This is a genomic window from Streptomyces sp. NPDC054841, from assembly GCF_053611045.1.
Window position 1 is genome coordinate 1 of sequence record NZ_JBSGZO010000084.1, and the last position, 24,201, is coordinate 24,201.

General features: G+C 70.5%; 20 protein-coding genes. 7 read left to right on the forward strand and 13 right to left on the reverse strand.

Annotated elements, in window-relative coordinates:
* Positions 1 to 37: 37 nt before the first annotated feature.
* Entirely contained in the window at positions 38 to 1,021 is a 984-nt protein-coding gene (locus ACWGI8_RS14525) for a proline dehydrogenase family protein (RefSeq protein ID WP_453660896.1), read from the reverse strand.
* 185 nt (positions 1,022 to 1,206) lie between these two features.
* Here ACWGI8_RS14525 and ACWGI8_RS14530 point away from each other — a divergent pair, with 185 nt between their 5' ends.
* From ACWGI8_RS14530 to ACWGI8_RS14545, 4 genes are all read left to right on the forward strand, one after another.
* On the forward strand, positions 1,207 to 2,415 hold the full coding sequence (locus ACWGI8_RS14530) for a PucR family transcriptional regulator (protein ID WP_453660898.1): 1,209 nt from the start codon (positions 1,207 to 1,209) through the stop codon (positions 2,413 to 2,415).
* 167 nt (positions 2,416 to 2,582) lie between these two features.
* The gene (locus ACWGI8_RS14535; RefSeq protein WP_453660900.1) at positions 2,583 to 2,966 is read left to right on the forward strand and encodes a hypothetical protein; all 384 of its coding nucleotides are present in this window, start codon (positions 2,583 to 2,585) and stop codon (positions 2,964 to 2,966) included.
* 3 nt (positions 2,967 to 2,969) lie between these two features.
* Positions 2,970 to 3,659, forward strand: coding sequence for a hypothetical protein (locus ACWGI8_RS14540; protein WP_453660901.1), 690 nt, complete (start codon positions 2,970 to 2,972; stop codon positions 3,657 to 3,659).
* On the forward strand, positions 3,656 to 4,036 hold the full coding sequence (locus tag ACWGI8_RS14545; protein ID WP_453660903.1) for a peptidase inhibitor family I36 protein: 381 nt from the start codon (positions 3,656 to 3,658) through the stop codon (positions 4,034 to 4,036). Before ACWGI8_RS14540 ends, ACWGI8_RS14545 begins: the two co-directional genes overlap by 4 nt.
* Positions 4,037 to 4,099: 63 nt before the next feature.
* On the opposite strand, the gene ACWGI8_RS14550 is transcribed toward ACWGI8_RS14545, so the two are convergent.
* The 7 genes from ACWGI8_RS14550 to ACWGI8_RS14580 form a co-directional block, all read right to left on the reverse strand.
* Positions 4,100 to 4,669 (reverse strand): TetR/AcrR family transcriptional regulator, encoded by a 570-nt coding sequence (locus ACWGI8_RS14550; protein WP_453660904.1) that lies wholly within the window; start codon positions 4,667 to 4,669, stop codon positions 4,100 to 4,102.
* A gap of 84 nt (positions 4,670 to 4,753) precedes the next feature.
* Positions 4,754 to 6,355 carry a phosphoglycerate dehydrogenase gene (gene serA, locus ACWGI8_RS14555; RefSeq protein WP_453660905.1) on the reverse strand — a complete coding sequence of 534 codons (1,602 nt, stop codon included), beginning with the start codon at positions 6,353 to 6,355 and terminating at the stop codon, positions 4,754 to 4,756.
* Between the two features lie 226 nt (positions 6,356 to 6,581).
* Complete coding sequence (gene ilvC, locus ACWGI8_RS14560) at positions 6,582 to 7,583, reverse strand: ketol-acid reductoisomerase (protein WP_453660906.1); 1,002 nt, start codon at positions 7,581 to 7,583, stop codon at positions 6,582 to 6,584.
* Positions 7,584 to 7,684: 101 nt separating this feature from the next.
* Positions 7,685 to 8,209: an acetolactate synthase small subunit gene (gene ilvN / locus ACWGI8_RS14565; protein ID WP_453660908.1), complete on the reverse strand. Its 525-nt coding sequence runs from the start codon at positions 8,207 to 8,209 to the stop codon at positions 7,685 to 7,687.
* 35 nt (positions 8,210 to 8,244) lie between these two features.
* Complete coding sequence (locus tag ACWGI8_RS14570) at positions 8,245 to 10,131, reverse strand: acetolactate synthase large subunit (protein ID WP_453660909.1); 1,887 nt, start codon at positions 10,129 to 10,131, stop codon at positions 8,245 to 8,247.
* Between the two features lie 228 nt (positions 10,132 to 10,359).
* A complete protein-coding gene (locus ACWGI8_RS14575) occupies positions 10,360 to 13,212 on the reverse strand; it encodes a putative bifunctional diguanylate cyclase/phosphodiesterase (RefSeq protein ID WP_453660920.1) in 2,853 nt (950 codons plus the stop codon).
* Positions 13,213 to 13,601: 389 nt separating this feature from the next.
* Positions 13,602 to 14,552, reverse strand: a complete 951-nt coding sequence (locus tag ACWGI8_RS14580; protein ID WP_453660910.1) for a 2-hydroxyacid dehydrogenase — start codon at positions 14,550 to 14,552, stop codon at positions 13,602 to 13,604.
* Between the two features lie 75 nt (positions 14,553 to 14,627).
* Here ACWGI8_RS14580 and ACWGI8_RS14585 point away from each other — a divergent pair, with 75 nt between their 5' ends.
* From ACWGI8_RS14585 to ACWGI8_RS14595, 3 genes are all read left to right on the forward strand, one after another.
* Entirely contained in the window at positions 14,628 to 15,626 is a 999-nt protein-coding gene (locus ACWGI8_RS14585; RefSeq protein WP_453660911.1) for an aldo/keto reductase, read from the forward strand.
* A 143-nt stretch (positions 15,627 to 15,769) separates the two neighbouring features.
* Entirely contained in the window at positions 15,770 to 16,945 is a 1,176-nt protein-coding gene (locus ACWGI8_RS14590; protein WP_453660912.1) for a PQQ-dependent sugar dehydrogenase, read from the forward strand.
* Between the two features lie 14 nt (positions 16,946 to 16,959).
* The gene (locus ACWGI8_RS14595) at positions 16,960 to 17,136 is read left to right on the forward strand and encodes a DUF6191 domain-containing protein (protein ID WP_453660913.1); all 177 of its coding nucleotides are present in this window, start codon (positions 16,960 to 16,962) and stop codon (positions 17,134 to 17,136) included.
* 44 nt (positions 17,137 to 17,180) lie between these two features.
* Here the strand turns inward: ACWGI8_RS14595 and ACWGI8_RS14600 are convergent, their stop codons facing one another.
* The 5 genes from ACWGI8_RS14600 to ACWGI8_RS14620 form a co-directional block, all read right to left on the reverse strand.
* Positions 17,181 to 20,255, reverse strand: coding sequence for an ATP-binding protein (locus ACWGI8_RS14600; RefSeq protein ID WP_453660914.1), 3,075 nt, complete (start codon positions 20,253 to 20,255; stop codon positions 17,181 to 17,183).
* 12 nt (positions 20,256 to 20,267) lie between these two features.
* The gene (locus tag ACWGI8_RS14605; RefSeq protein WP_453660916.1) at positions 20,268 to 20,450 is read right to left on the reverse strand and encodes a hypothetical protein; all 183 of its coding nucleotides are present in this window, start codon (positions 20,448 to 20,450) and stop codon (positions 20,268 to 20,270) included.
* Positions 20,451 to 20,732: 282 nt separating this feature from the next.
* The gene (locus ACWGI8_RS14610; protein ID WP_453660917.1) at positions 20,733 to 21,299 is read right to left on the reverse strand and encodes a GNAT family N-acetyltransferase; all 567 of its coding nucleotides are present in this window, start codon (positions 21,297 to 21,299) and stop codon (positions 20,733 to 20,735) included.
* 60 nt (positions 21,300 to 21,359) lie between these two features.
* Positions 21,360 to 23,828 carry an MMPL family transporter gene (locus tag ACWGI8_RS14615; RefSeq protein WP_453660919.1) on the reverse strand — a complete coding sequence of 823 codons (2,469 nt, stop codon included), beginning with the start codon at positions 23,826 to 23,828 and terminating at the stop codon, positions 21,360 to 21,362.
* A 206-nt stretch (positions 23,829 to 24,034) separates the two neighbouring features.
* Positions 24,035 to 24,201, reverse strand: a 167-nt coding sequence (locus ACWGI8_RS14620) for a phospholipase domain-containing protein (RefSeq protein ID WP_453660922.1), incomplete at its 5' end; no start/stop codon positions are given.

The following is a 24,201-nucleotide window of genomic DNA, read 5'->3' on the forward strand; positions in this document are numbered from 1 at the left end:
GCTTCTGGGTGGCGACAGCCGCCGCTCCCCCGCCCCATCAGTTCTTGGTGATCATCGACCGGACGAAGAACAGCAGATTGGCCGGCTTCTCGGCGAGACGGCGCATGAAGTAGCCGTACCAGTCGGTTCCGTACGCGGTGTACACGCGCATCCGGTGGCCCTCGGCCGCCAGCCGCACGTGCTCGTCACTGCGGATGCCGTACAGCATCTGGAACTCGTACTCATCCAGTTTGCGCCCTGCGCGACGGGCGAGCTCCTGGCTGACGGAGATGAGACGCGGGTCGTGGGACCCGATCATCGGGTAGCCCTCGCCCTCCATCAGGATCTTCAGGATGCGGACGTACGCCTTGTCGATCTCGGCCTTGTCCTGGATCGCGACCTCGGCGGGCTCCTTGTAGGCGCCCTTCACGATGCGTACGCGACTGCCGTTCGCGGCCAGGCGGCGGGCGTCGTCCTCGGTGCGGAACAGATACGCCTGAATCACACAGCCGGTCTGCGGGAAGTCCTTCCGCAGCTCCTCGTGGATGGCGAACATCGAGTCGAGGGTGGTGTGGTCCTCCGCGTCCAGAGTGACCGTGGTGCCGATCGCCGCGGCGGCCTCGACGACCGGGCGGACGTTGGCGAGCGCCAGCTCGTGACCTCCCGCCCGTCGCCCGCCACCACCCTCAACCGAGTGCCCTTCGGGCCCGCCCCCCTCGATTTCCAGCGACTGGCCGAACATCGACAGCTTGACCGACATCTCAGCCTTCGTGCCCAGGCCGAGGTCTTTGAGGTGCTCGATCAGCTCCAGGTAGGCGTCGCGGGCCGCGGCGGCCTGCTCGCGCGTGGTGATGTCCTCGCCCACCACGTCCAGGGTGACCTCGAGCCCCTTGCCGATGGTGTCCTCGACGATCGGGATGACCTGGTCGACCGTCTCACCGGCGATGAACCGGGCGACGACCTGCTTCGTCCCCGGAGCGGCCGATACGAAACGGCGCATCTTTTCGCTGCGGGACGCGGCGAGGATCACGGGACCCAGCACGGGGCACCTCCACGGAACACGGGTTTGAAGGGGGCCGTAACCGAACGATCCGGGAACAGCACGGAGAACCACCGTGAAACCTAAATATCGCTCCGATGCTCGGCCATCGACAGCTGTCACGCATCCGCGGCCACCTCTTCAGACATATGTCTGAAGAGGTGCCCGACCGGTGCGAGAATGTCCGCGTGAAAGGCGATTACCAGGACCTGGTGGACGAGATCTCCGGGCTGCTGGGCGCCCCGGCGACGCTGGAGAACCGGGACTTCGGACTGATCGCCTTCGGCGCGCACGACAGCGAGGACGACAGCGCCATGGACCCGGTCCGTACGCGCTCGATCCTGACCAGGAAGTCCACTCCCGCGGTACGCACCTGGTTCGAGGGTTTCGGCATCGCCCGGGCGACCGGCCCGGTGCGGATCCCGGCGGCCCCGGAGGCCGGAGTCTTCCGTGACCGCATCTGCCTTCCGGTCCGCCATCGCGGGATCGTCCTCGGATACGTATGGCTGCTCGACGCCTACCCGGGTCCCACGCACGCCCAACTGACCGCGGCCATGGAGGTGGCCGGGCGGATCGGCGGCCTGCTCGCGGACGAGGAGCGCGCGGGCACGGATCTGTCACGGGAGTTCCGCGCGGTGCTCACGGCCGAGCGGGGCTGGCAGTACGACATGGCTCTCGCGGCGCTGCGGACGGCCCTGGGCCCGGCCGCGGACGGTCTGCACGCGGCGGTGTGCGTGGCCCCCTGGCCGTCCGGTGACGCTCCCTCCGCGCGTACGGTCCCGGGGGCGTCGGCGCTGTGCACGCTCCCGTGGACGGGTACCGCGCCGGGCGGGCGTGGCGCGGGGAAGGCGGCCGGCACCGGCGCCTCGGACGCCGCTCCCCGCGAGGACGCCCCGGACACCGGAGCTCACGCGCTCGCCGTGCTCGTACGGCTCCGCTCGGCCGACGCCCTGGGCCCAGCGCACTCCGCGGCGACGCGGCTCGGCGGCGCCGCGGCCGGTGTCGCACTCCCCCGCCGCGGCATCGGCGAGCTCGACGTCTCCTGGCGGGAGGCCACGGCCGCCGCGTGCGCCGCCCTGGCCGAGCCCCGGCTCGGGACGGTGGCCGACTGGTCCTCGATCGGCCCGTACCGGCTGCTGACGTCACTCGCTCCGGCGTCCTCCCCCGACCCCGCGGCCGCTCCCCTGCTCGCCCCCGCCCATGCCGAACTGGCCCGTACGGCAGAGGTGTTCCTGGACTGTGCGGGCCAGGCGCAGCGCGCGGCGTCGGCCCTGGGCATCCACCGTCAGACGCTCTACTACCGGCTGTCCCGCGTCGAGCAGCTGACCGGACTCGACCTGGACGAGGGTGAGGACCGCCTGCTGCTGCACATGGCGCTCAAAGCGGCCCGGCTGTGAGCCACGAAGCGGCCACAGCGCAGGGCCGTGACCTGCAGAAACGCTCCTTCCGGCAGGTCTCGCACCCCTTCGGGTGAATGACGCATGGCACCGATCGGCGCAGGGCAGCTTGACCGTGCCTTCCCGTCGATCACGAACGGGACTTCCACCACATCCCGGGAGTCGTCATGCTCCGCAGGCTCGCCATGTCCGCCGCTGCCTTGCTCACCGCCCTCGCCCCCGCTCTCCTGCCCACCCCTGCGGCCGGCGCCGCGCAGTCCGGGGCCGCCGCCGGGCGGGGCCCCGGACAGGTGTGCTTCTGGACCGGCGCCGGGCAGCACGGAGACGGATGGTGCTACGGCCCACCGGGCTACGCCGACGTCCCCGAGTTCCTCCACGACCGGGCCGCCTCGTTCCGCTCGGACGTGAACCGCGATCTGTACGCGATCGACTGGGGCCGTGACGCCTGCTACTACCGGCTGATCCGGGCGTACGACTTCAGCGACAACTGGTCCTGGGGCTCCCGTATCGACGGGGTCGCCGACACCCCCATGGGCTGCGAGGTCAGCTGAGCCGTGCGCGCTCTCCACGCGGCGTGCGCCCTTGTCGCGGCGCTCGTCCTGTCGGGCTGTGCCGCGGCGCCCACGGGACGTGCGCTGCCCACGCCCGAGCGGTCCAGGGACGACGTCATCCGATCCGCCGAGCAGGCCCTGGTCACCCGGTGCCTCGCGAGCCAGGGACTCACCACCGCGTCCAAGCCCGCCACCCCCGCCGAGGACAGACGGCTCCAGGCCGCCGTCTTCGGCAGCGGCCCCAGCGAACTGTCCCTGACCCTTCCCACCGGCTACACCGTCACCGCTCACACCGACGGCTGTCTCGCCTCGGCCCGGCACACCCTCTACGGCGACCAGCGCCGCTGGTTCCGGGCCCAGGTGACCGTCAACAACCTGCGCGCGGAAGCCGGGGCCCGGATGCGGACCGACCCCGCCCACCGCACCGTCTTCGCGCGGTACACCCGCTGCCTGTCCGGCCGTTCGCCTCGGCAGCCGGAGCAGGCTGCCGCCACCCGGTGCGCCCGTGAGAGCGGGCTGACCGCCGTCGAGGCCCGGCTCGAACCGGCCCGGCTGGCCGAGGTGCGCGCCCTGCGGCGCGAACAGCTCACCACGTACGCGCAGTTGCGCACCCGCGCTCTGCACCGCGCGGCGGAACTCTCTCCCGCGCAGCCTCAGGGGAACCCGACAGAGAAAGGCACCCACAGCCCATGACTCCGAAGCGCATCCTTGCCTCCGCCGCGACGGCCGTGCTCCTGCTCACCGGCGGGCTCGCCGCGGCCGCGGCTCCGGCCGGTGCCGCCGACTGCCCGAGCGGGGAGTTCTGCACCTGGGAGAACGCCGACTTCACCGGCCAGCGGGCCAACTGGTCGGGCGACGACCACTGGTGGGAGAGCTGGATCGCCGATGAGGACTCCTCATGGGCGAACCACGGCATCTCCGGGCCGGGCGTCAAGGACCACGTCCAGGTGTACTCATCAGCCCAACTGGGTGGGCACATGACGATCTGTCTGGCCCCGGGCCAGGAGGTCAACTACAATGCCGCGGCCAATGACGACGGCGACTCCCACACCTGGACGATGGGCTGCTGACCATCGCCTCACCTCGCGACCCTCGCCCGTCGTCACGGGCGAGGGCCGCACCCCTGTCGCCGCCTATTCCATGATCGCCTTGAGGCCGTCGGTGAGATCCTTCGCGGACGGAGCCGTCTCGGGGTCCACCATCCACTGGATCATCACGCCCGCCACCAGCGCCTGGAAGAGCAGCCCCGCCGCGCGGGCCTTCTCCGGATCGGCCTCGGGATCGACCCCGAGGAAGGCCTCCGCCATGCCGAGCCGCCCCTCCCGCTGGGGCTCCTTGATCGCCTCCCGGAGCACCTCGTCGTCGTCGAGCCGGGTGACGACCTCCAGCTGGAGCTTCCAGACCTTGCGGCTCTCCTCGAAGGCCGCGACGACCTTCTCCCAGACACCCTCGAAGCGTGCGTACGGATCGGCCGGCGCGCCGCCCGCGCTCTCGGCCCGAGCCGGTCCGACGGCCTCGCCCCACTCCTCCGTCAGCGCCAGAAAGGCCTGCTGGAGCAGAGCGTCCTTGGAGCCGTAGTGGTAGCCGATCGAGGCCAGGTTCGTGCCGGAGGCGGCGACGATGTCACGGGCCGTCGTCCGGCCGTAGCCCTTCTCCAGCAAGCAGCGCTTGGCGCCTTCGAGCAGATCTTCGCGGTGTCCCATGAAAGCAGCGTACCCGCCCCTTAGACGCTTGTGTAAGACGAGCGTCTAAGAAGCGGGTACGCGGGAGCGGTCCGCGATGCAGGATCAGTCGATCAGGTTCACCGAACGGGCCGACGTCGCGCCGATCTCCTCGGCGATCTCGTTCAGCACGGACTGCGGCACGGTGTCGTCGACGGTGAGCACGACCAGCGCCTCGCCGCCCTCCTCCTGGCGCGCGACCTGCATGCCCGCGATGTTCAGCCCGGCCTCGCCGAGGATCCGGCCGACGGTGCCGACGACGCCCGGACGGTCCTCGTAGCACGCCACGACCATGTGGTCGGCGAGCGCCAGGTCGATGTCGTAGTCGCCCACGGCCACGATCTTCTGGAGGTGCTTGGGACCGGCCAGGGTGCCGGAGACCGCAACCTCCTCGCCGTCGGAGAGCGTGCCGCGCACAGTCACCACATTGCGGTGGTCCGGGGACTCCGAGCTGGTCGTCAGACGGACCTCGACACCGCGCTCCTGCGCGAACAGCGGCGCGTTCACGTACGACACGGTCTCGTCGACCACGTCTTCGAACACGCCCTTCAGCGCGGACAGTTCGAGCACCTTCACGTCGTGCTGGGTGATCTCGCCGTACACCTCGACATCGAGCCGGACCGCGACCTCGCCCGCCAGCGCGGTGAAGATCCGGCCGAGCTTCTCGGCGAGCGGCAGCCCCGGGCGCACGTCCTCGGCGATGACACCGCCCTGGACGTTGACCGCGTCCGGCACCAGCTCGCCGGCGAGCGCGAGGCGCACCGACTTGGCGACCGAGATACCGGCCTTCTCCTGGGCCTCGTCCGTGGACGCGCCGAGGTGCGGGGTACAGACGACCTGGTCGAACTCGAACAGCGGGGAGTCCGTGCAGGGCTCCTTCGCGTACACATCGAGACCCGCGCCCGCGACCCGGCCTTCCTTGAGCGCACTGGCCAGCGCGCTCTCGTCGACGATCCCGCCACGCGCGGCGTTGACGATGCGGACGGTCGGCTTGACCTTGTGCAGCGCCTCGTCACCGATCAGGCCGAGCGTCTCCGGGGTCTTCGGGAGGTGGACGGTGATGAAGTCCGAGACCTCCAGCAGCTCGTCCAGCGAGAGCAGCTTGACACCCATCTGCGCGGCTCGCGCGGGCTGGACGTAGGGGTCGTACGCGACGATCTTCATGCCGAAGGCGGACATCCGCTGGGCGACCAGCACACCGATGCGGCCGAGGCCGACGACGCCGAGGATCTTCTCGCTCAGCTCCACGCCCGTGTACTTGGAGCGCTTCCACTCGCCGTTCTTCAGGGCGGTGTTGGCCTGCGGGATGTTGCGCGCGGTGGCGACGAGCAGACCGCAGGCGAGCTCGGCGGCGGTCACGATGTTGGAGGTCGGGGCGTTGACGACCATCACGCCGGCCTTGGTGGCGGCGGAGACGTCCACGTTGTCCAGGCCGACACCGGCGCGGGCGACGACCTTCAGCTTGCTCGCTGCGGCGATCGCCTCGGCGTCGACCTTGGTGGCGGAACGTACGAGGATCGCGTCCACGTCGGTGATGGCGGGAAGAAGCTCGGCGCGATCCGCGCCGTTGCAGTGCCGGATGTCGAAGTCCGGACCGAGCGCGTCCACGGTCGCGGGCGACAGCTCTTCGGCGATGAGTACAACGGGTTTACGGGGCGCAGTGCTCACGTGAGTCCTCACTGGTCCAATGCGGACGGCCGTCCCGACGGCCGCAGGCGGAGGGGCTAGCCGCGTGGAAGACGCACGACGCTGTGGGCCTGAACGCGAATCTGTTGACCACTCTAGTGGTCTTGGAGGGCTGGTTTTCCGCCTTGGCGGAAGGATCACCCGTCCGTGGTTGGACTTGTTGTCCAACGGAGTGCGGCGGGCCCTTTTGGACCCGCCGCACCGAGGCTTACGCCTCCTCGTTGTCGACCCAGCTCATGAGCTTGCGCAGCTCCTTGCCGGTGGTCTCCAGCAGGTGGTTCTCGTCCTGCGTCTTGTACTCGTTGTACTTCTTCAGACCGCCGTGGTACTCGTCCATCCAGTTCTTGGCGAACGTGCCGTCCTGGATCTCGGCGAGGACCTTCTTCATCTCGGCCTTGGTCTGGTCCGTGATGATGCGCGGGCCGGTGACGTAGTCGCCCCACTCGGCGGTCTCGGAGACCGACCAGCGCATCTTCTCCAGGCCGCCCTCGTACATGAGGTCCACGATCAGCTTCAGCTCGTGGAGGCACTCGAAGTACGCGATCTCCGGCTGGTAGCCGGCCTCGACCAGGGTCTCGAAGCCCGCCTTGACGAGCGCCGAGGCGCCACCGCACAGGACGGCCTGCTCACCGAACAGGTCGGTCTCGGTCTCCTCGGTGAAGGTCGTCTTGATGACACCGGCGCGGGTGCCACCGATGGCCTTGGCGTACGAGAGCGCCAGCGCGAAGGCGCTGCCGGTCGCGTCCTGCTCGACGGCGGCGATCGCCGGAACGCCGCGGCCCTCCTCGTACTGACGGCGGACCAGGTGGCCCGGGCCCTTGGGAGCGACCAGGGCGACGTCGACACCGGCCGGCGGCTTGATGAGACCGAAGCGGATGTTGAAACCGTGGGCGAAGAACAGCGCGTCGCCGTCCTTCAGGTTGTCCTTGATGGACTCCTCGTACACCTGGGCCTGGATCGGGTCCGGGATGAGGATCATGATGACGTCGGCCTCGGCGGCGGCCTCCGACGGCGTCACCACGCGCAGGCCCTGCTCCTCGGCCTTGGCCTTGGACTTGGACCCCTCGTGCAGACCGACGCGGACGTCCACACCAGAGTCGCGGAGCGACAGCGCGTGGGCGTGGCCCTGGCTGCCGTAGCCGATGACCGCGACCTTGCGGCCCTGGATGATGGACAGGTCGGCGTCGTCGTCGTAGAACAGCTCGGCCACTGGTTTTCTCCTTGTTGACTGGTCTTGCTGGTGTTGCGTCCCACCGTACGGCGGGGAGCGATGAGGGGCTCGGGGGTCTCGGTATCCGGGCGGACGTGCCGTTACGCGCTGCGGTCGAGGGCCCGCAGGCTGCGGTCCGTGATGGACCGCGCGCCACGCCCTATGGCGATCGTGCCGGACTGGACCAGCTCCTTGATGCCGAACTGCTCCAGCATCTTCAGCATGGCGTCGAGCTTGTCACTCGATCCGGTGGCCTCGATCGTGACGGCTTCGGGCGAGACGTCGACGGTCTTGGCGCGGAACAGCTGGACGATCTCGACGATCTGGGAGCGGGTCTCGTTGTCGGCGCGGACCTTCACCAGGACGAGCTCGCGCTGGATCGCGGCGCTGGGCTCGAGCTCGACGATCTTCAGGACGTTGACCAGCTTGTTGAGCTGCTTGGTCACCTGCTCCAGCGGCAGGTCCTCGACCTGGACCACGATCGTGATGCGGGAGATGTCGGGGTGCTCGGTGACGCCGACGGCGAGCGAGTCGATGTTGAAGCCGCGGCGGGAGAACAGGGCGGCGATCCTGGCCAGGATGCCCGGGGTGTTCTCCACCAGGACGGAGAGCGTGTGCTTGGACATGATTCGTTACGTCTCTCTCTACTCTCGCTGCTCGCTCAGTCGTCTTCGTTGTCGCCGAAGTCCGGGCGGACGCCGCGGGCGGCCATGACCTCGTCGTTGGAGGTGCCTGCGGCGACCATCGGCCACACCATGGCGTCCTCGTGGACGATGAAGTCGATGACGACGGGACGGTCGTTGATCGCGTTGGCCTCGGCGATGACCTTGTCCAGGTCGGCCGGGTCCTCGCAGCGCAGGGCGACACAGCCCATGGCCTCGGACAGCTTCACGAAGTCCGGGACGCGGGTGCCCTTGCGGGGCGCCGTGCTCGCGCCGAGCTGGGAGCCGGTCGTGTGGTGGCCGGTCTCGTCGGCGTGCAGGACGGTGCTGGAGTAGCGCTCGTTGTAGAACAGGGTCTGCCACTGACGGACCATGCCCAGCGCGCCGTTGTTGATGATCGCGACCTTGATCGGGATGTTGTTCAGCGCGCAGGTGACCAGCTCCTGGTTGGTCATCTGGAAGCAGCCGTCGCCGTCGATCGCCCAGACGGTACGGTCCGGCATTCCGGCCTTGGCTCCCATGGCGGCCGGGACGGCGTAGCCCATGGTCCCGGCGCCGCCGGAGTTCAGCCAGGTGGCCGGCTTCTCGTAGTCGATGAAGTGGGCGGCCCACATCTGGTGCTGGCCGACACCGGCCGCGAAGATCGTGCCCTCCGGGGCGAGCCGGCCGATCCGCTGGATGACCTGCTGCGGGGCGAGGCTGCCGTCGTCCGGCGTCTCGTAGCCGAGCGGGTAGGTCTCGCGCCAGCGGTTGAGATCGTTCCACCAGGCGGCGTAGTCGCCGGTGTTGCCCTCGTTGTGCTCGGCCTGGACGGCCTGGACCAGATCGGCGATGACCTCGCGGGCGTCACCGACGATCGGGACGTCGGCGGCGCGGTTCTTGCCGATCTCGGCCGGGTCGATGTCGGCGTGGACGATCTTGGCGTACGGGGCGAAGCTGTCCAGCTTTCCGGTGACGCGGTCGTCGAAACGGGCACCGAGGGCGACGATCAGGTCGGCCTTCTGCAGCGCGGTGACGGCGGTGACCGCACCGTGCATGCCCGGCATTCCCACGTGCAGCGGGTGGCTGTCGGGGAACGCGCCCAGCGCCATCAGGGTGGTGGTGACGGGGGCACCCGTCAGCTCCGCCAGGACCTTCAGCTCGGCCGTGGCGCCGGCCTTGAGGACACCGCCACCGACGTACAGGACGGGGCGCTTGGCCTGCGTGATCAGCTTGGCGGCCTCGCGGATCTGCTTGGCGTGCGGCTTGGTCACCGGGCGGTAGCCGGGCAGGTCGGTCTGCGGCGGCCAGCTGAAGGTGGTCTGTGCCTGCAGGGCGTCCTTGGCGATGTCGACCAGGACCGGTCCCGGGCGGCCGGTGGAGGCGATGTGGAAGGCCTCGGCGATCGTCCTCGGGATGTCCTCGGCCTTGGTGACCAGGAAGTTGTGCTTGGTGATCGGCATCGTGATGCCGCAGATGTCCGCCTCCTGGAAGGCGTCCGTGCCAATGGCCTTGCTGGCCACCTGGCCGGTGATCGCGACCAGCGGGACGGAGTCCATGTGGGCGTCGGCGATCGGCGTGACCAGGTTGGTGGCGCCCGGCCCGGAGGTGGCCATGCACACGCCGACCTTGCCGGTGGCCTGCGCGTAGCCGGTGGCGGCGTGGCCCGCGCCCTGCTCGTGGCGGACCAGGATGTGACGGACCCGGGAGGAGTCCATCAGTGGGTCGTACGCGGGGAGGATGGCACCGCCCGGGATGCCGAACACCGTCTCGGCCCCGACTTCCTCGAGAGAGCGGATGAGGGACTGCGCGCCCGTGACGTGCTCAACGGTGGCGGAGGTCTGTCCGCCGGTGCGGGCCCGCGGCTGCGGATGGTGGGCCCCGGTGGCCTGCTCGGTCATCGGCATTCTCTTCTCGAAGCTGAGGGTTTTTGCGGGTCTCGAAGCTGGGTGTTTTGCATGGATTTGATAGGTACCAGTGCAACAAAAAACCCCTCGTGCCGTGAGGCAAGCGAGGGGAGCGCGCCGGTGCGGTCTGCAGAGCCCGTGCAGGGCCCTGCTTCAGCCGACGCGCTTTCCAAGTACGAGAATTCGGGTGCGCATGGCACTGACCCTCTCCCCGGCGCACTGCCACTGTCAAGTGGGTGGGACAGGCGTCTCATTATTTGAGCGCATCGAGGGATGCTCGAACACCTCCGGTGGGGCCGCCTGGCGGCGCCCGGGCAGGGAACGGCCGGAGAGGACCGGCAGCGCGGCTCCCCCGGGCACCGGATACTCGCCACGCACCAGGGCACGGCGCAGCCGGTACTCGTCGATCGGCCCGGAGAACGCCATCCCCTGGCCGTGAGTGCAGCCCATGGCTCGGAGAGCCAGCACCTGTTCGGGAACGTCCACACCGTCCGCCACGGACTGCATGCCGAGGTCGCAGGCGATACGGAGCAGCCCGCTGGTGATCTTGTGCAGTCTGGCCGACTCGACGACGCCCTCGACCAGGCCGCGGTCGAGTTTCAGTACGTCGACGGGGAGCCGGCGCAGTGCGTTGATCGCGGCGTAGCCGCTGCCGAAGCCGTCCAGAGCGATCCGCACTCCGAGCCGCCGCAGTGCGACGAGCCGCTGCTCCAGCTCGTCGAAGGAGATCCGCGGGTCGCTGTCGGCGAGCTCGATCACCAGGGAACCGGAGGGCAGCCCATGGCGGGTGAGGAGCCCCTCGATGGAGCCGAGCGGCACGGACCGGTCCAGTAGCCGACGGGCAGGGAGCCGGATGGACACGGGCACCTGGTGCCCGAGTCGGCTGCGCTCCGCAGCCTGCTCGACAGCCTCCTCCAGCAGCCAGGGGCCGAGCTCGGCGGTGCGGTCGCTGTCCTCGGCGACCCGCAGGAATTCGGCAGGCGTGAAGAGGATGCCCTGGGCCGATCTCCAGCGGGCCTGCGCGGCGACGGCGCTGATACGGCCGTCGTCGAGACCGACGACGGGCTGGTGGAGCAGCGCGAACTCGCCGTCGTGGAGCGCGGCGCGCAGCCGGCCGGCCAGCTCGCTGCGACGGACGACCTCGGCCTGCATCTGGGGTGCGTACAGCTCGACCCGGTTCTTGCCGCCCGCCTTGGCCCGGTACATGGCCAGGTCGGCGTTGCGCAGCAGATCGCCCGCGGTGATGCCGGACTCGGCGAAGGCGACGCCGATGGACGCGGCGACCCGCACCTCGTTGCCCCCCACCCGGTACGGCTGGGAGAGCATGAGCCGCAGCCGGTCGGCGATGTCGTGCACCGTGAACTCGCGGGCGGACTGGTCGCGGGAGCCGTCGCCGAGGATGAGGGCGGCGAATTCGTCACCGCCCAGCCGGGCCGCGGTGTCACCCGCGCGTACGGACTCCTGGAGACGGCGGGCGGCCTGGATCAGCAGCTCGTCGCCGGCCTGGTGGCCGAGGCGGTCGTTCACCCCCTTGAAGCCGTCCAGGTCGATGAAGAGCACGGCCGTGCCCTGGTCGCCGGCGCGGCGGCCGCCGAGGGCCTGGCGCACCCGCTCGGTGAACAGTGCGCGGTTGGGCAGGTCGGTGAGTGGGTCGTGCTCGGCGTTGTGCTGCAGCTGGGCCTGGAGGCGCACCCGCTCGGTGACATCCCTGCTGTTGAAGATCAGCCCGCCCTGGTGGCGGTTGACCGTGGACTCGACATTGAGCCACTGGCCGGTGCCGGATCTGAAGCGGCACTCGATGCGGGTCGTGGGCTCCTCCGAAGGAGGAGCGGCCAGAAACCGGCGCACTTCGTGGACGACACGCCCCAGGTCCTCGGGGTGGATGAGGGATGCCAGCTCGGAGCCGATGAGCTCGTCCGCGTCGCGGCCGTACACACCGGCGGCGGCCGGGCTGACGTAGCGGAGTATGCCTGTGGGCGCGGCGATCATGATGACGTCGCTGGAGCCCTGCACCAGGGATCGGAAGTGGTTCTCCTTCTGGGCCAGTTCATGGGTGAGGGCGATGTTGTCGAGCAGCATGATGCCCTGCCGGACGACCAGGGCGAGGACGACCATGCAGCCGGTGAAGACCACCACCCGGTCGACCCGGCGGCCCTCGGTGACGTTGTAGAGGATGCCGAGGGTGCAGACGGCTGCCGCCAGATACGGAGTGAGGGCGGCGAGGGAGCCGGTAATGGGGCGGACCGCGGGCCGGGAGCCGCGGGGATGCCCGGTGCTCGCCTCCAGTCGGCGCACTCCCCAGGGCGCGTACGCGAGGAGGAGCGAGCCGGCGAACCAGCCGGCGTCCAGCAACTGCCCGGAGTGGTAGTTGTCCCGCAGCAGCGGTGAGGTGAACAGGGCGTCGCACAGCACGGTCAGGGCGAACGCGGCGATGGCGGTGTTGATCGCCGACCGGTTCAGGTTCGACCGCCGGAAGTGCAGGGCGAGCACCATGCTGACGAGAACGATGTCAAGCAGCGGATAGGCGAGGGACAGCGCCGCCTCGGCCACGCTCTCGCCTTCGAAGTGCGCGGTGTGCGCGAGGGCGAGGCTCCAGGAGAGCGTGAGCAGGGAGCCGCCGATCAGCCAGGCGTCGAGGGCGAGGCAGACCCAGCCGGCCCGGGTGACGGGCCGCTTGGCGAGGACGAGCAGTCCCACGATGGCGGGCGGCGCGAAGCAGAGGAAGAACAGATCGGCGAGGCACGGGCTCGGCACGGCCCGGCCGAGCACCACCTCGTACCAGCCCCAGACCGCGTTTCCGCACGCCGCCATGGCGGACGAGACCGCGAAGAGCATCCAGGCGGGCCGGAAGCGGCTGCCTCGCGCACGTGCGTAGACGAAGCAGGAGACCGCTGCGAGCAGGGCGGCGAGACTGAGCCCGAAATCACCCATGATCAGCGCCAGTTGCTCGGATCCCCAGCCGAAGGCGGCACCGATGGCATAACCGCCGCTGGCGAGACCGAGCAGGACCTTCGGCATCATTCCCGTCCCACCGCCGTCCTGGACCTGGCGGTGGGCGAGAAGCGCCCCCGGGGCGCTCACCGGACCGCCCCTGACAGCGCTTTCAGCCGACTCCGCCTGCGGGGCCGGCTGTGCGTGCTCCCCGGGCTCCGCCTGCGAGGGCCGGGCGGCGTGCCCGGTCTCGCCGGGGCTGCCGCTCCGCGCATCGGGGCGCGCGAGGGTCGTCGGCGGCACTCCCGCCGCGTCGGATCGTTGGTCCATTGGCCGTGCATCGCCCGTCGCCCCCCTCGAAGTCTGATCGCTCCGCATCGCCGCTCTCGTACACGACGCAGCCCCCAAGTCGGGACGATACACCAGTCTCGTCACTCAGGGACATAGGTTCTCTACTCACAGTGACCATGAGGGGGGTCGTCGACACACGACGCATCCGGGCGACTCCGCAGAGTGCCCGGCGCGTTCCAGTGTGGCGTCTACTTGGTCGTGAGGACCACGTTTCGCAGCGGCTCTCCTGCCGCGTACCGGGTGAGCTGCCCGGCCAGCAGGCGCTTGGCGCGGGGCATGAACGCCGAAGTGGAGCCGCCGACATGAGGGCTGATCAGGACGCCCGGGGCGTGCCAGAGCGGGTGGCCGACGGGCAGCGGCTCGGGGTCGGTGACGTCGAGGGCCGCGGTGATCCGGCCGCTCTCGACCTCCGTGAGCAGCGCTTTGGTGTCGACGACCGGTCCGCGCGCGACGTTCACCAGCAGGGCGCCGTCCTTCATCCGGGCCAGGAAACCGGCGTTGGCGAGATGGTTGGTGGCCGGTGTGAGCGGGGTGGAGAGGATCACCACATCGGATTCGGCGAGCAGCGCCGGGAGTTCGGTGAGTGCGTGCACTTCGCCGCGCTCAGTGGTACGTGCAGAGCGCGCGACGCGCGCCACCCGCGCACATTCAAACGGCACGAGCCGGTCCTCGATGGCGGCGCCGATCGAGCCGTACCCGACGATGAGCACGGACTTGTCGGCGAGCGCCGGATAGAAGCCTGACCTCCACTCCTCCTGCCGCTGGCCCTCCACGAAGCGGGGAATGCCGCGCAGGGAGGCGAGGATCAGGGTGAGGGTGAGCTCGGCGGTGCTCGCCTCGTGAACTCCTTGGGCGTTGCACAGGCGTACGCCGGCATGCAGCGAGCCGAGCCCGGGTTCGACGTGGTCGATTCCGGCCGACAGGGTCTGGACGACCCGCACGTTCTTCATGGCGGCCAGCGGCCGTACCGCGACCCCCGTGCCCTTCATGTACGGGACGACGTAGAAGGCGCAGTCGGCGGGGTCGGCCGGGTAGTCCTCGCCGCCGTCCCAGAAGCGGTAGCTGAGCCCGGACTCCGCGGCAGCGGGGAGCCCCTCGATCTCGTCTGCCGGAATGGGGAGCCAAACGTCTGAAGTCATGGTCAGGAGGCTATGCGAAGCGCGGCGGGAGGCAGAGGTTAGTTTGGGGAGCGGCACAGGGAGGGGTACGCGCAGGTGGACCGCAGGACAATCGGTGCGGCGGCGCTCGAAGTGGGCGCGATCGGCCTCGGCTGTATGCCGATGAGCTGGGCGTACGCCGGCTCGCAGCAGCGCGGTGACCGCTCGTTGCGCACAGTGCACGCGGCGCTCGACGCGGGTGTGAATCTGCTCGACACGGCCGACATGTACGGCCCGTTCACCAATGAACTGCTGCTCGGCAGGGTCCTCAAGGAGCGGCGGGGCGAGGCGTTCGTCTCGACGAAGGTCGGGCTGCTCGTCGGCGAGCAGCACATCGTCGCCAATGGGCGGCCGGGCTATGTGCGGCGGGCGTGCGACGCGTCGCTACGGCGCCTCGGGATCGATGTCATCGACCTGTACCAGCTGCACCGCGCGGACCCGGAGGTCCCGGTCGAGGAGACCTGGGGCGCGATGGCGGAGCTCGTGTCCGCGGGAAAGGTGCGCGCGCTGGGGCTCTGCGCGGTGGGGGCTCGGGCGTCGCGCAGAGCGGGTGCCGGGCTGCACGACGGAACGATTCGGCAGCTGGAGCGGGTCCAGCAGGTCTTTCCGGTCAGCGCGGTGGAGGCGGAGCTGTCGGTGTGGTCGCCCGAGTCGCTCGACGCGCTGCTGCCGTGGTGCGAGGCGCGCGGCGTGGGTTTCCTGGCGGCGATGCCGCTGGGCAACGGATTCCTCACGGGCACCCTGACCCCCGGGCAGGGCTTCGAACCCGATGATCTGCGGGCCCGGCACCCGCGGTTCACGGCCGAGATGATGGCGTCGAACCAGCCGTTGGTCGCGGGGCTGCGGCGAGTCGCGGAGCGGCACGGTCCCGGTACGACTCCGGCGCAGGTGGCGCTGGCGTGGCTGCTGGGGCGAGGACGTCATGTCGTGCCGGTGCCGGGGGCCAAACGGGAGCAATGGGCCGTGGAGAACGCGGCGGCGGCGCGGCTGGAACTGACCGTGCGGGACGTCGCCGAGATCGCGGGACTGCCGCCGGCCAGGGGATCCTGGGACTAGGGCGTGTCCGGGGTCCGGGGACCGGTCTGCCCGAAGTCATCTGCGGAGATCGGGAACCTGGGGCGGGGCTGCGGTGTAAGAACTGTAGACGTGCGGCTCGTACGGCTTACGCGACCCGCTCACCCGGCGAAGGGACATGAATCGTGCAACGTCCAGGTGTAACGGCCGTGCTGGCCGCTGCCGCGCTGCTGTTCGCCGCCGGGTGCTCGTCCGGCGACGGACAGGAGCGGGCGGGCGGGCGCCAGGGCGCCCCCTCGGGCCAGGTCACCCCCTCAGCCCCGGGCGGCGGTACCTCCCCGGCCGCCCCGCCGGCGAAGGGCTCGGTGAAGGTGACGGCCACGCTGACCCAGGACCTGAAGTCTCCCTGGGGCCTGGCCGCCCTGCCCGACGGCGACCTGCTGGTCTCGTCGCGCGACGAGGGCACGATCACGCGCATCGCCGCCGACAGCGGCAAGAAGACGGAGATAGGCGCGGTGCCGGGCGTGGCCCCGGCCGGTGAAGGGGGCCTGATGGGCCTCGCCGTCTCCCCGTCGTTCGCCTCGGACCACCTGGTGTACGCGTACTTCACGACCGAGTCGGACAACCGCATCGCCCGCATGCTGTACGACGAGAAGAAGCCGGCCGGGCAGCAGCTCGGCGCTCCCGACACCGTCCTGCGGGGCATCCCCAAGGGCCGTATCCACAACGGCGGACGGATCGCCTTCGGCCCGGACAAGATGCTGTACGCGGGCACGGGCGAAACGGGCGACACGGGACTGGCGCAGGACAAGGAATCCCTGGGCGGCAAGATCCTCCGGATGACCCCGGACGGGGAGCCTGTGCACGGGAATCCGTCGGCGGATTCCGTGGTCTATTCGTACGGCCACCGCAATGTGCAGGGCCTCGCCTGGGACTCCGAAAAGCGGCTGTGGGCCGCCGAGTTCGGGCAGCAGACGTGGGACGAGCTGAATCTCATCGAGCCCGGCAAGAACTACGGCTGGCCCGAGGTGGAGGGCAAGGGCGGCAGGCCCGGCTTTGTGGACCCGGTGGCCCAGTGGCGGACGGACGAGGCGTCTCCGAGCGGGATCGCCTACGCCAAGGGCTCGATATGGATGGCGGGCCTGAGGGGCCAGCGCCTGTGGCGGATTCCGCTGGCCGGTGCGGAACCTTCCGCGGATCCCCAGTCGTTCCTCGAAGGACAGTACGGCAGGCTGCGTACGGTCCTGCCGGTCGGCGGGGCAGGCGGCGGCTCGGCCGTCTGGCTGGTCACCAGCGAGACGGACACCAGAGGCACACCTGAGCCGGGGGACGACAGGATCCTGCGGCTTGAGGTGAAGTGAGAGGTGAGCGGCTTGTGTTCAATCTGATCGAGGAGCTCTTCGCGCCCGGCCGCAAGCACACCGAGGACGAGAGGAACCGGCTGCAGCTGACGCGGGTGGACGTCGGCGACGGCGATCCGGCGCACGGCGAGATAGACCTGTCGTCCGGGAAGGTCGTCATACGCACGCCTCGCGAGGACCCGCAGGCCTGAGCACCGGCACCAGCCCCGCGGGCGCCCGCCGGAGCAGGGGGTGGTCAGGCGGTCGCCGGGAAGAGCTGGAGGCGGTGAGCGAGCGCGGCTGCTTCGCCACGGCCTGCGACGCCGAGCTTCGCCAGGATGTTGGAGACGTGGACGCTTGCGGTCTTGGGCGAGATGTAGAGCTCCTCGGCGATCTGGCGGTTGGTGCGGCCGGCCGCGACCAGGCGCAGGACGTCCTGCTCCCGCGGGGTCAGTCCGAGGTCCTCGGCAGGGGCGTGGACGGGTTCGGGCGCGGGCTCGGGGGTGGCGAGGCTGACACGGGCTCGCTGGGCGAGCTGGGCGACGGCCTGGGCGAGCGGGCGGGCTCCGAGGGCCTCGGCGGTCCGGTGAGCCTGGCGCAGGAGGTCGACCACAGGTTCGCGTTCGCCGGCGGCGAGCAGCGACTCGGCCGTGCGATGGCGGACCCGGGCCACGTCGTAAGGGCGCTCCACGGAGGCGAAGGCGGCCAGCACAGCGGCCCAGGTGTCCCGGGTGTCCTGACCCTCGGCGCGGAGCAGTTCCGCCCGTACCCACTCCTCGTAGGCGATCCAGACCGGTGCGGAGGTGGGGAGTGCCTTCGCGCCGTGGCGGATGCGGGCGAGCGCCTCGGCACGCCCGGCCTCGGCGGCGGGCAGACCGCGGACATCGGCCTCCGCAGTGGCCGCGGCGAGCAGCAGCGGCCAGGCGTAGCGCTGGGTGCCCGGAGGAAAGCCGGGGGCCACAGCGCGGTCGAGCTCTGCGCGGGCGTCGGCGATACGGCCCTCGCCCGCGGCGACGCCGACGGCGATACGGGCCAAGGGTATTGACTGCTGCGGAACGGGGTCGTGGGTGCCGTAGTAGTCGCGTGCGGCGGCGAGCTGTCTGGCGGCCTCGGCCATCTCGCCCCGGGCGAGGGCGAGATAGGCGTGCCGGGAGGCTCCGGCGCCGCGCGGCTTGGCGCTCTGTCCGATGCGCTGGGCCTGGGCGGCGGCCTCGGCCGCCTCGTCCCAGCGGCCGAGGGCGTACAGCGACTCGGACAGGTTGCCCCACACCCAGGCTTCGGAGTCCAGCAGTCCGTACCTCCTGGACAGCTTGAGCCCTTTCTCGAGGACGCACACGGCCTCGGCGGAGCGACCGACGCCTTCCAGGACGGAGGGGAGGTTCACATGGCTGCGCCCCACGGCGGCGGCGATGCCCATGTCGGTCACCCGGTCCTTGACCGTGTACATCTCGGCGAGTCCGGCCTCGATGTCGCCCGCGTCGACCATCAGGCCTCCGAGGGTGAGCCGTGCGTGCATCTCGATGTCGGGGGCGCCGACCATCTGCGCGTACTCGACGGCCCGTTCGGCCGCGGCCAGCGCCTCGGGCCCGGGGTTGTGCAGCATGGACCAGGCGGCGACGCTGGCGAGCACGTCGGCGTGGACCTCGGACGGAGGCAGTCCGCGCACGAGCCCCTGCGCGGTGGCGAGTTCCGTCCAGCCGTCGCCTCGGCCCTGGCTCTGCGTCAGGCGGGAGCGCTGGACCCAGAACCAGGCGGAGCGCAGGGCGTCGTTCTCCTCGTCCAGGATCCGCAGCGCCCGCTTGGTGATCTTCAGGGCGCGTTCCCGCTCGCCGCAGAGACGGCCTGCGACGGCAGCCTCGGCCATGAGGTCGAGATAGTGCAGCGGGGTGGTGGCCGGGTCGCAGCCGCACGGGGGGTAGACCTCGGCGTAGTCCACGGGGCGCAGCTCGGCCCGTACGTCCTCGGGGGCGTCGTCCCACAGCTCCATCGCCCGTTCCAGCAGCCGGAGTTGCTCGGAGTAGGCGTGCCGGCGGCGGGCCTCGACGGCGGCGTCCAGCACGGCGGGGAGGGCCTTCGCGGCGTCGTGGGCGTGGTACCAGTAGCTGGCGAGGCGGGCGGCGCGTTCGTCGGCGCGGACGAGCGCGGGACCGGCATCCAGGGCTTCGGCGTAGCGCCGGTTGAGCCGGGAGCGTTCGCCGGGCAGCAGATCGTCGCTGACGGCCTCGCGGACCAGGGAGTGGCGGAAGCGGTAGCCGTCGCCGTCCGGGGTGGGGGTGAGGATGTTGGCGCCCACGGCGGACCGCAGGGCCTCGATGAGTTCGTCCTCAGGGAGCCCGGCGACGGCGGCGAGCAGGTCGTACTCGACGGTGGACCCGCCCTCGGCGACGATCCTGGCGACGCGCTGGGCGTGCTCGGGCAGTCCTTCGACACGGACGAGCAGAAGATCCCGGAGCGAGTCGGTGAGACCGGCGCAGCCGCCCCCCTCGTGGGCGGCGACGGCGAGTTCCTCGACGAAGAAGGCGTTGCCGTCGGAGCGTTCGAAGATGTCGTCGACGAGGGCCGGGGCGGGTTCCGTGGCGAGGATTCCGGCCATCTGGCGGGCGACCTCGTCGCGACTCAAGCGGGGCAGTTCGACGCGCCGGAGGGTGCGCAGCCGGTCGAGCTCGGCGAGGAGGGGGCGCAGCGGGTGGCGGCGGTGGATGTCGTCGGCCCGGTAGGTGGCGATGACGACGAGGCGGCCGCGCCGCAGGGTGCGCAGGAGGTAGGCGAGGAGGTGGCGGGTGGAGGCGTCGGCCCAGTGCAGGTCCTCCAGGACGACGACGACCGTGCGGTCGGCGGCCAGGCGTTCCAGGAGGCGGACGGTGAGTTCGAAGAGCCGGGCGACGCTCTCTTCGTCGGGCCGGCCCTGCCGGCTGCTCGAGGCCTGGACCAGCTCGGGCAGCAGCCGGGCCAGTTCCTCCTCCTGCCCGGCCGCCGCCGCTGCGAACTCCTCGGGCAGCCGCCGCCGCAGACTGCGCAGCGCGGTGGAGAACGGGGCGAACGGCAGCCCGTCGGCACCGATCTCGACGCAGCCGCCGATGGCGGAGACGGCGCCCCTGCGGCAGGCCTCGTCGTGGAACTCCTCCATGAGACGGGTCTTGCCCACTCCGGCCTCACCGCCGACGAGCAACGCCTGTGGCTCTCCCGCGGTGGCGCGGGAGAGCGCGTGCGCAAGGATGTTCAGTTCGCCGGTGCGGCCGACGAAGACGGGGCTGACGGACCGGGTCTCCACGCCGCCGAGCATCGCACAGCCGTCCGGGCCTGCGGCACTGGATATTGGCACGACCGTCATGGCCCGGCCCCGTCATGCAGCCCGGGCGAACAAGCCGTGGCCACTCACCTGCCCCTCCGGTTCGTCCTTGGCGGACGGGGTGCCGTCGAGGCGGGCGGCACGGCGGGCGACGCGCACCCGGCGGGCCAGCCGCTCATTGTCGGCCCGGCGGATCATCTCGGCGTGCTGAATCTTCTGGAGTTCGTACGCGAACACGGGGTTCTCCCTGGTGACGAGGTGTTGGCGACTCGTTCGAGCCTTCGCTTCCGCGATGCCTCAACTCTCGTCCCCCAGGGGGTGCGGCCACATCGGGAGAGTGCCGCATCTTCTCGGTCCGGGGTCCTTAGACGTCCGCCCAGGTCCGCCGATCCGCCTCTAAGGCACCCCGAACAGAGCTCAGGAACACCGGTCTCAGGAACACCGGTCCCGGGAACGGCGGCCCCGGGAACGGCGGTCCCGGGAAGGGTGGTCCCGGGGCGGGTGGGTCCAGGTCCGGGCTCAGGAACTGCGGCCGGCCGCGCGCCGTTCGCGCCACTCCGGGGCGAGTACGGACCAGACCTCCATGTCGTGGCGGATGCCCTGCCACGGGAAGAGCTCGCGCAGGACGCCGTCGCGGGTCATGCCGAGCCGCTTCGCCACACCGATGGAGCGGTGGTTGAGGGAGGAGGCGAGCCATTCGACGCGGTGCATGCCGCGCTCGTCCACGGCCCAGTCGATGAGGTGCTCGACAGCCCGGGTGATCAGTCCGCGGCCGGCGGCGGACGGCTCCAGCCAGACGCCGACCTCGCACGACTCTGTCTGAGTGTCGAAGACCCGGAAGAGCACACCACCGACGATGGTGCCGTCCAGCCGGATCACGTACAGCCGGCCGGTGTCGGCCGCCTGCTTGTCGGCGTAGCTCTGGAGCAAGGTGCGGGCAGAATCGACGTCCTTCACGTTGACCGTCATGGGCACCCAGGGACCCGCGTACTCCCGCGCCCGCTCGATGTGGTCGAGGAACTCCTCGGCCTGCCAGGGCTCGATGGGCCTCAGCTCGGCGCCGTCCCCCAGGGATATCGCGAACATCCCGCTCCTTCACGGTCTCTCTGGACTTCTCGGTGTCTCTGGACTTGCTCGTGTCTCCGGCTACCGTGCGAGCGGGCTTTCCTCGCTCACACGCTGCTCCGGGATCTTCGCATGTGTGCGGGTTCGGCTCACGGGAGTTTCGATGCTGATCCGTGGCAGCCACCGGTCCAGTCGGCGCGGCAGCCACCAGTTGGCGCCGCCCAGCAAGTGCATGAGCGCGGGCACCAGGAGCGTACGGAGGACGAAGGCGTCCAGCGCGACGGCCGCGGCGAGTCCGATGCCGAACATCGCGATGACACGGTCGCCGCTGAGGACGAACGCGAGGAAGACGGAGATCATGATGACCGCCGCGGAGTTGATCACGCGGCTCGTCTCGGCGAGGCCGATCCGGACGGCGCGCCGGTTGTCCCCGGTCGCCAGCCACTCCTCGTACATCCGGCTGACCAGGAAGACCTGGTAGTCCATGGAGAGTCCGAAGAGCACCGAGACCATGATGACGGGCAGGAAGGGCTCGATCGGTCCCGCGCTGCCCAGGCCGAGCAGTTCGCTCCCCCAGCCCCACTGGAAGATCGCGACGACGACGCCGAAGGCGGAGGCGACGGCCGCCACGTTCATCAGGGCGGCCTTGAGCGGGATGCCGAGGGAGCGGAAGGCGAGCAGGAGAAGCAGACAGCCGAGCGCGATGACGACGCCGACGAACAGCGGCAGCTTGCCGACGATCACCGCGGCGAAGTCGTCGTAGCTCGCGGTCACACCTCCGACGTGTACGTGCAGCGAGGTGCCGCTCACGGCGGCGGGCAGGACGGTGTCGCGGAGGCGGTCGACGAGTTCGCTGGTCTCCTTGGACTGTGGCGAGGACTCCGGCACGACGGTGAGTACGGCGGTGTCGGCGCTGTCGTTGTAGGTCACGGGGCTGACGGAGGCGACGCCCTTGGTGTCCCTCAGGGTGCGGGGCAGCTTCTGCAGTGCCGGCCGGTCGTCGGCGCCGTCGAGTTCGGCGACCAGGGTGAGGGGGCCGTTGGTGCCGGGGCCGAAGCCTTCGGCGATCAGGTCGTACTCCTTGCGGGTGGTGCTGGACGCCGGGTTGTTGCCCTGGTCGGACGTGCCGAGGTGGAGCGAGAGCGTCGGCAGCGCCAGCACCACCATCACCACGGCGGCGACGACCCCGAGCAGCTTCGGGCGGCGTTCGACGAAGACGGACCAGCGGGCGGCCCAACCGGTCGGGAGCTCGGGCCGGGGACCGCGCCTGGCGAGCCTGCGGCGCTCCGGGCGGCCGAGGGCCCGCATTCCGATGAAGGACAGCAGCGCGGGCAGCAGAGTCACGGAGGCGGCGACGGTGAGGAGGACCGTGAGACAGGCGGCGATCGCCACTCCGTTGAGGAAGGAGAGTCGCAGGATCAGCATGCCGAGCAGGGCGATGCACACGGTGAGGCCGGCGAAGACGACGGCGCGCCCGGTGGTCGCCACGGCGTTCTCGGCGGCCTCGGCGACGGGCAGTCCCCGTCTGAGCCCCTTGCGGTGCCGGGTGACGATGAACAGGGCGTAGTCGATCCCGACGCCGAGTCCGATCAGCAGACCGAGCATGGGTGCGAAGTCGGCGACGTCCATGGCGTGGCCGAGCAGCACGATGCCCGAGTACGCGGCGCCGACGCTGACGAGCGCGGTGGCGATGGGCAGCAGGCTGGCGGCGAGCGAACCGAAGGCGAGGAAGAGGACGACCGCGGCGACGGCCACGCCGACGATCTCGGCGATGTGTGAGGAGGGCGCCTCGGTCAGGGCGGTGGCGCTGCCGCCGAGTTCGACCTGGAGCCCGTCGCCGGCGGCCGCCCGGGCCGTGTCGACGACGGCCTGCGCCTGCGCTTCGGTGATGTCCTCGGCCTTCGCGTCGAAGACGACCGTGGCGTAGGCGGTGTGGCCGTCCTCGCTGATCCGTGCGGCGCCGTCCGGGACGGAGACTCCGCCCTTGCCGCCCGGGACGGCGCTGTCGTCGTCCTTGCCGTTGCCGGCCTTGGCTGTGGCTTTGGCCTCGTCCTTGGCTGTGGCTTTGGCCTTCGCCTCGGTCCTGGCTTTGTCCTTCGCCTTCACCTTGGTCTTTGCCTCGGCCTCGGCCTCGGCTCTGGCTCTGGCTTTGGCTTTGGCTTTGGCTTTGGACGCGTTCGTGCCCGAGGGCTTGGGCACCTGTGCGGCGGGAGGCTTCGCGGAGGTGTCGTACGGCCCCGTGACCGAGGCGACCCCGTCCAGGCGCGCGACCTTCTTGAGCATCGCGGTCGTGCGCTGCTTGACGGCGGCCGCCCGTACGCTGCCGTGCTCGCTGTGCCAGACGATGGTCTCTCCGGCGCCGCCCTGGCCGTGGAACCCGTCCTGGAGGAGCTCGGTGGCCCGGCCCGATTCGGTGCCGGGAACGTCGTAGTCGGAGGAGTACGCGGTGCCCGCGAAGCCCGCCGCGGCCGAGACACCGCCGAGAGCGAGCAGCCAGAGCAGAACGGCGACGAGGCGGTGCCTGATGCACCACCGGGCGATGGCGGCCAACGGACGAGCTCCCTGGTGGTTCGTGGATCTTCACTGGGAACTGCCCGCAAAGAACGCATGACCTTCAGGGCATCACTCTGTCAGGTGATAGTGATCGTTAGGGCCCCTTCGCCCGGTTCGTGGTCATACTCACAGGGCTGCACGGAATTCGGGGCTGTCGTCCCCGAATTCCGTGCGCCCCGAAGGATCGCATATGTTCGGTTATGTCACCCGGAGACGCTGGGGCGCCCGTTCTCGATGTGGCCCATCAGGCGCCGGCGGAAGCCGCTGTCGCCGTCCGCGGTCACCTCGATGTCGTACCAGCCGCGGGCGTCGGCGGCGGAGTACGAGCACGGCCAGGCTCTGCCCGGAGGCGCCCCACGGCACCGTGCAC

What these genes read in the sequence shown, in the direction of transcription:
- ilvN (WP_453660908.1), bottom strand. Translation starts at nt 8,209, where the DNA reads ATGTCCAAGCACACGCTCTCCGTCCTGGTGGAGAACACCCCGGGCATC.
- ACWGI8_RS14600 (WP_453660914.1), bottom strand. Translation starts at nt 20,255, where the DNA reads ATGACGGTCGTGCCAATATCCAGTGCCGCAGGCCCGGACGGCTGTGCG.
- ACWGI8_RS14570 (WP_453660909.1), bottom strand. Translation starts at nt 10,131, where the DNA reads ATGCCGATGACCGAGCAGGCCACCGGGGCCCACCATCCGCAGCCGCGG.
- ACWGI8_RS14545 (WP_453660903.1), top strand. Translation starts at nt 3,656, where the DNA reads ATGACTCCGAAGCGCATCCTTGCCTCCGCCGCGACGGCCGTGCTCCTG.
- ACWGI8_RS14550 (WP_453660904.1), bottom strand. Translation starts at nt 4,669, where the DNA reads ATGGGACACCGCGAAGATCTGCTCGAAGGCGCCAAGCGCTGCTTGCTG.
- ACWGI8_RS14580 (WP_453660910.1), bottom strand. Translation starts at nt 14,552, where the DNA reads ATGACTTCAGACGTTTGGCTCCCCATTCCGGCAGACGAGATCGAGGGG.
- ACWGI8_RS14535 (WP_453660900.1), top strand. Translation starts at nt 2,583, where the DNA reads ATGCTCCGCAGGCTCGCCATGTCCGCCGCTGCCTTGCTCACCGCCCTC.
- ACWGI8_RS14610 (WP_453660917.1), bottom strand. Translation starts at nt 21,299, where the DNA reads ATGTTCGCGATATCCCTGGGGGACGGCGCCGAGCTGAGGCCCATCGAG.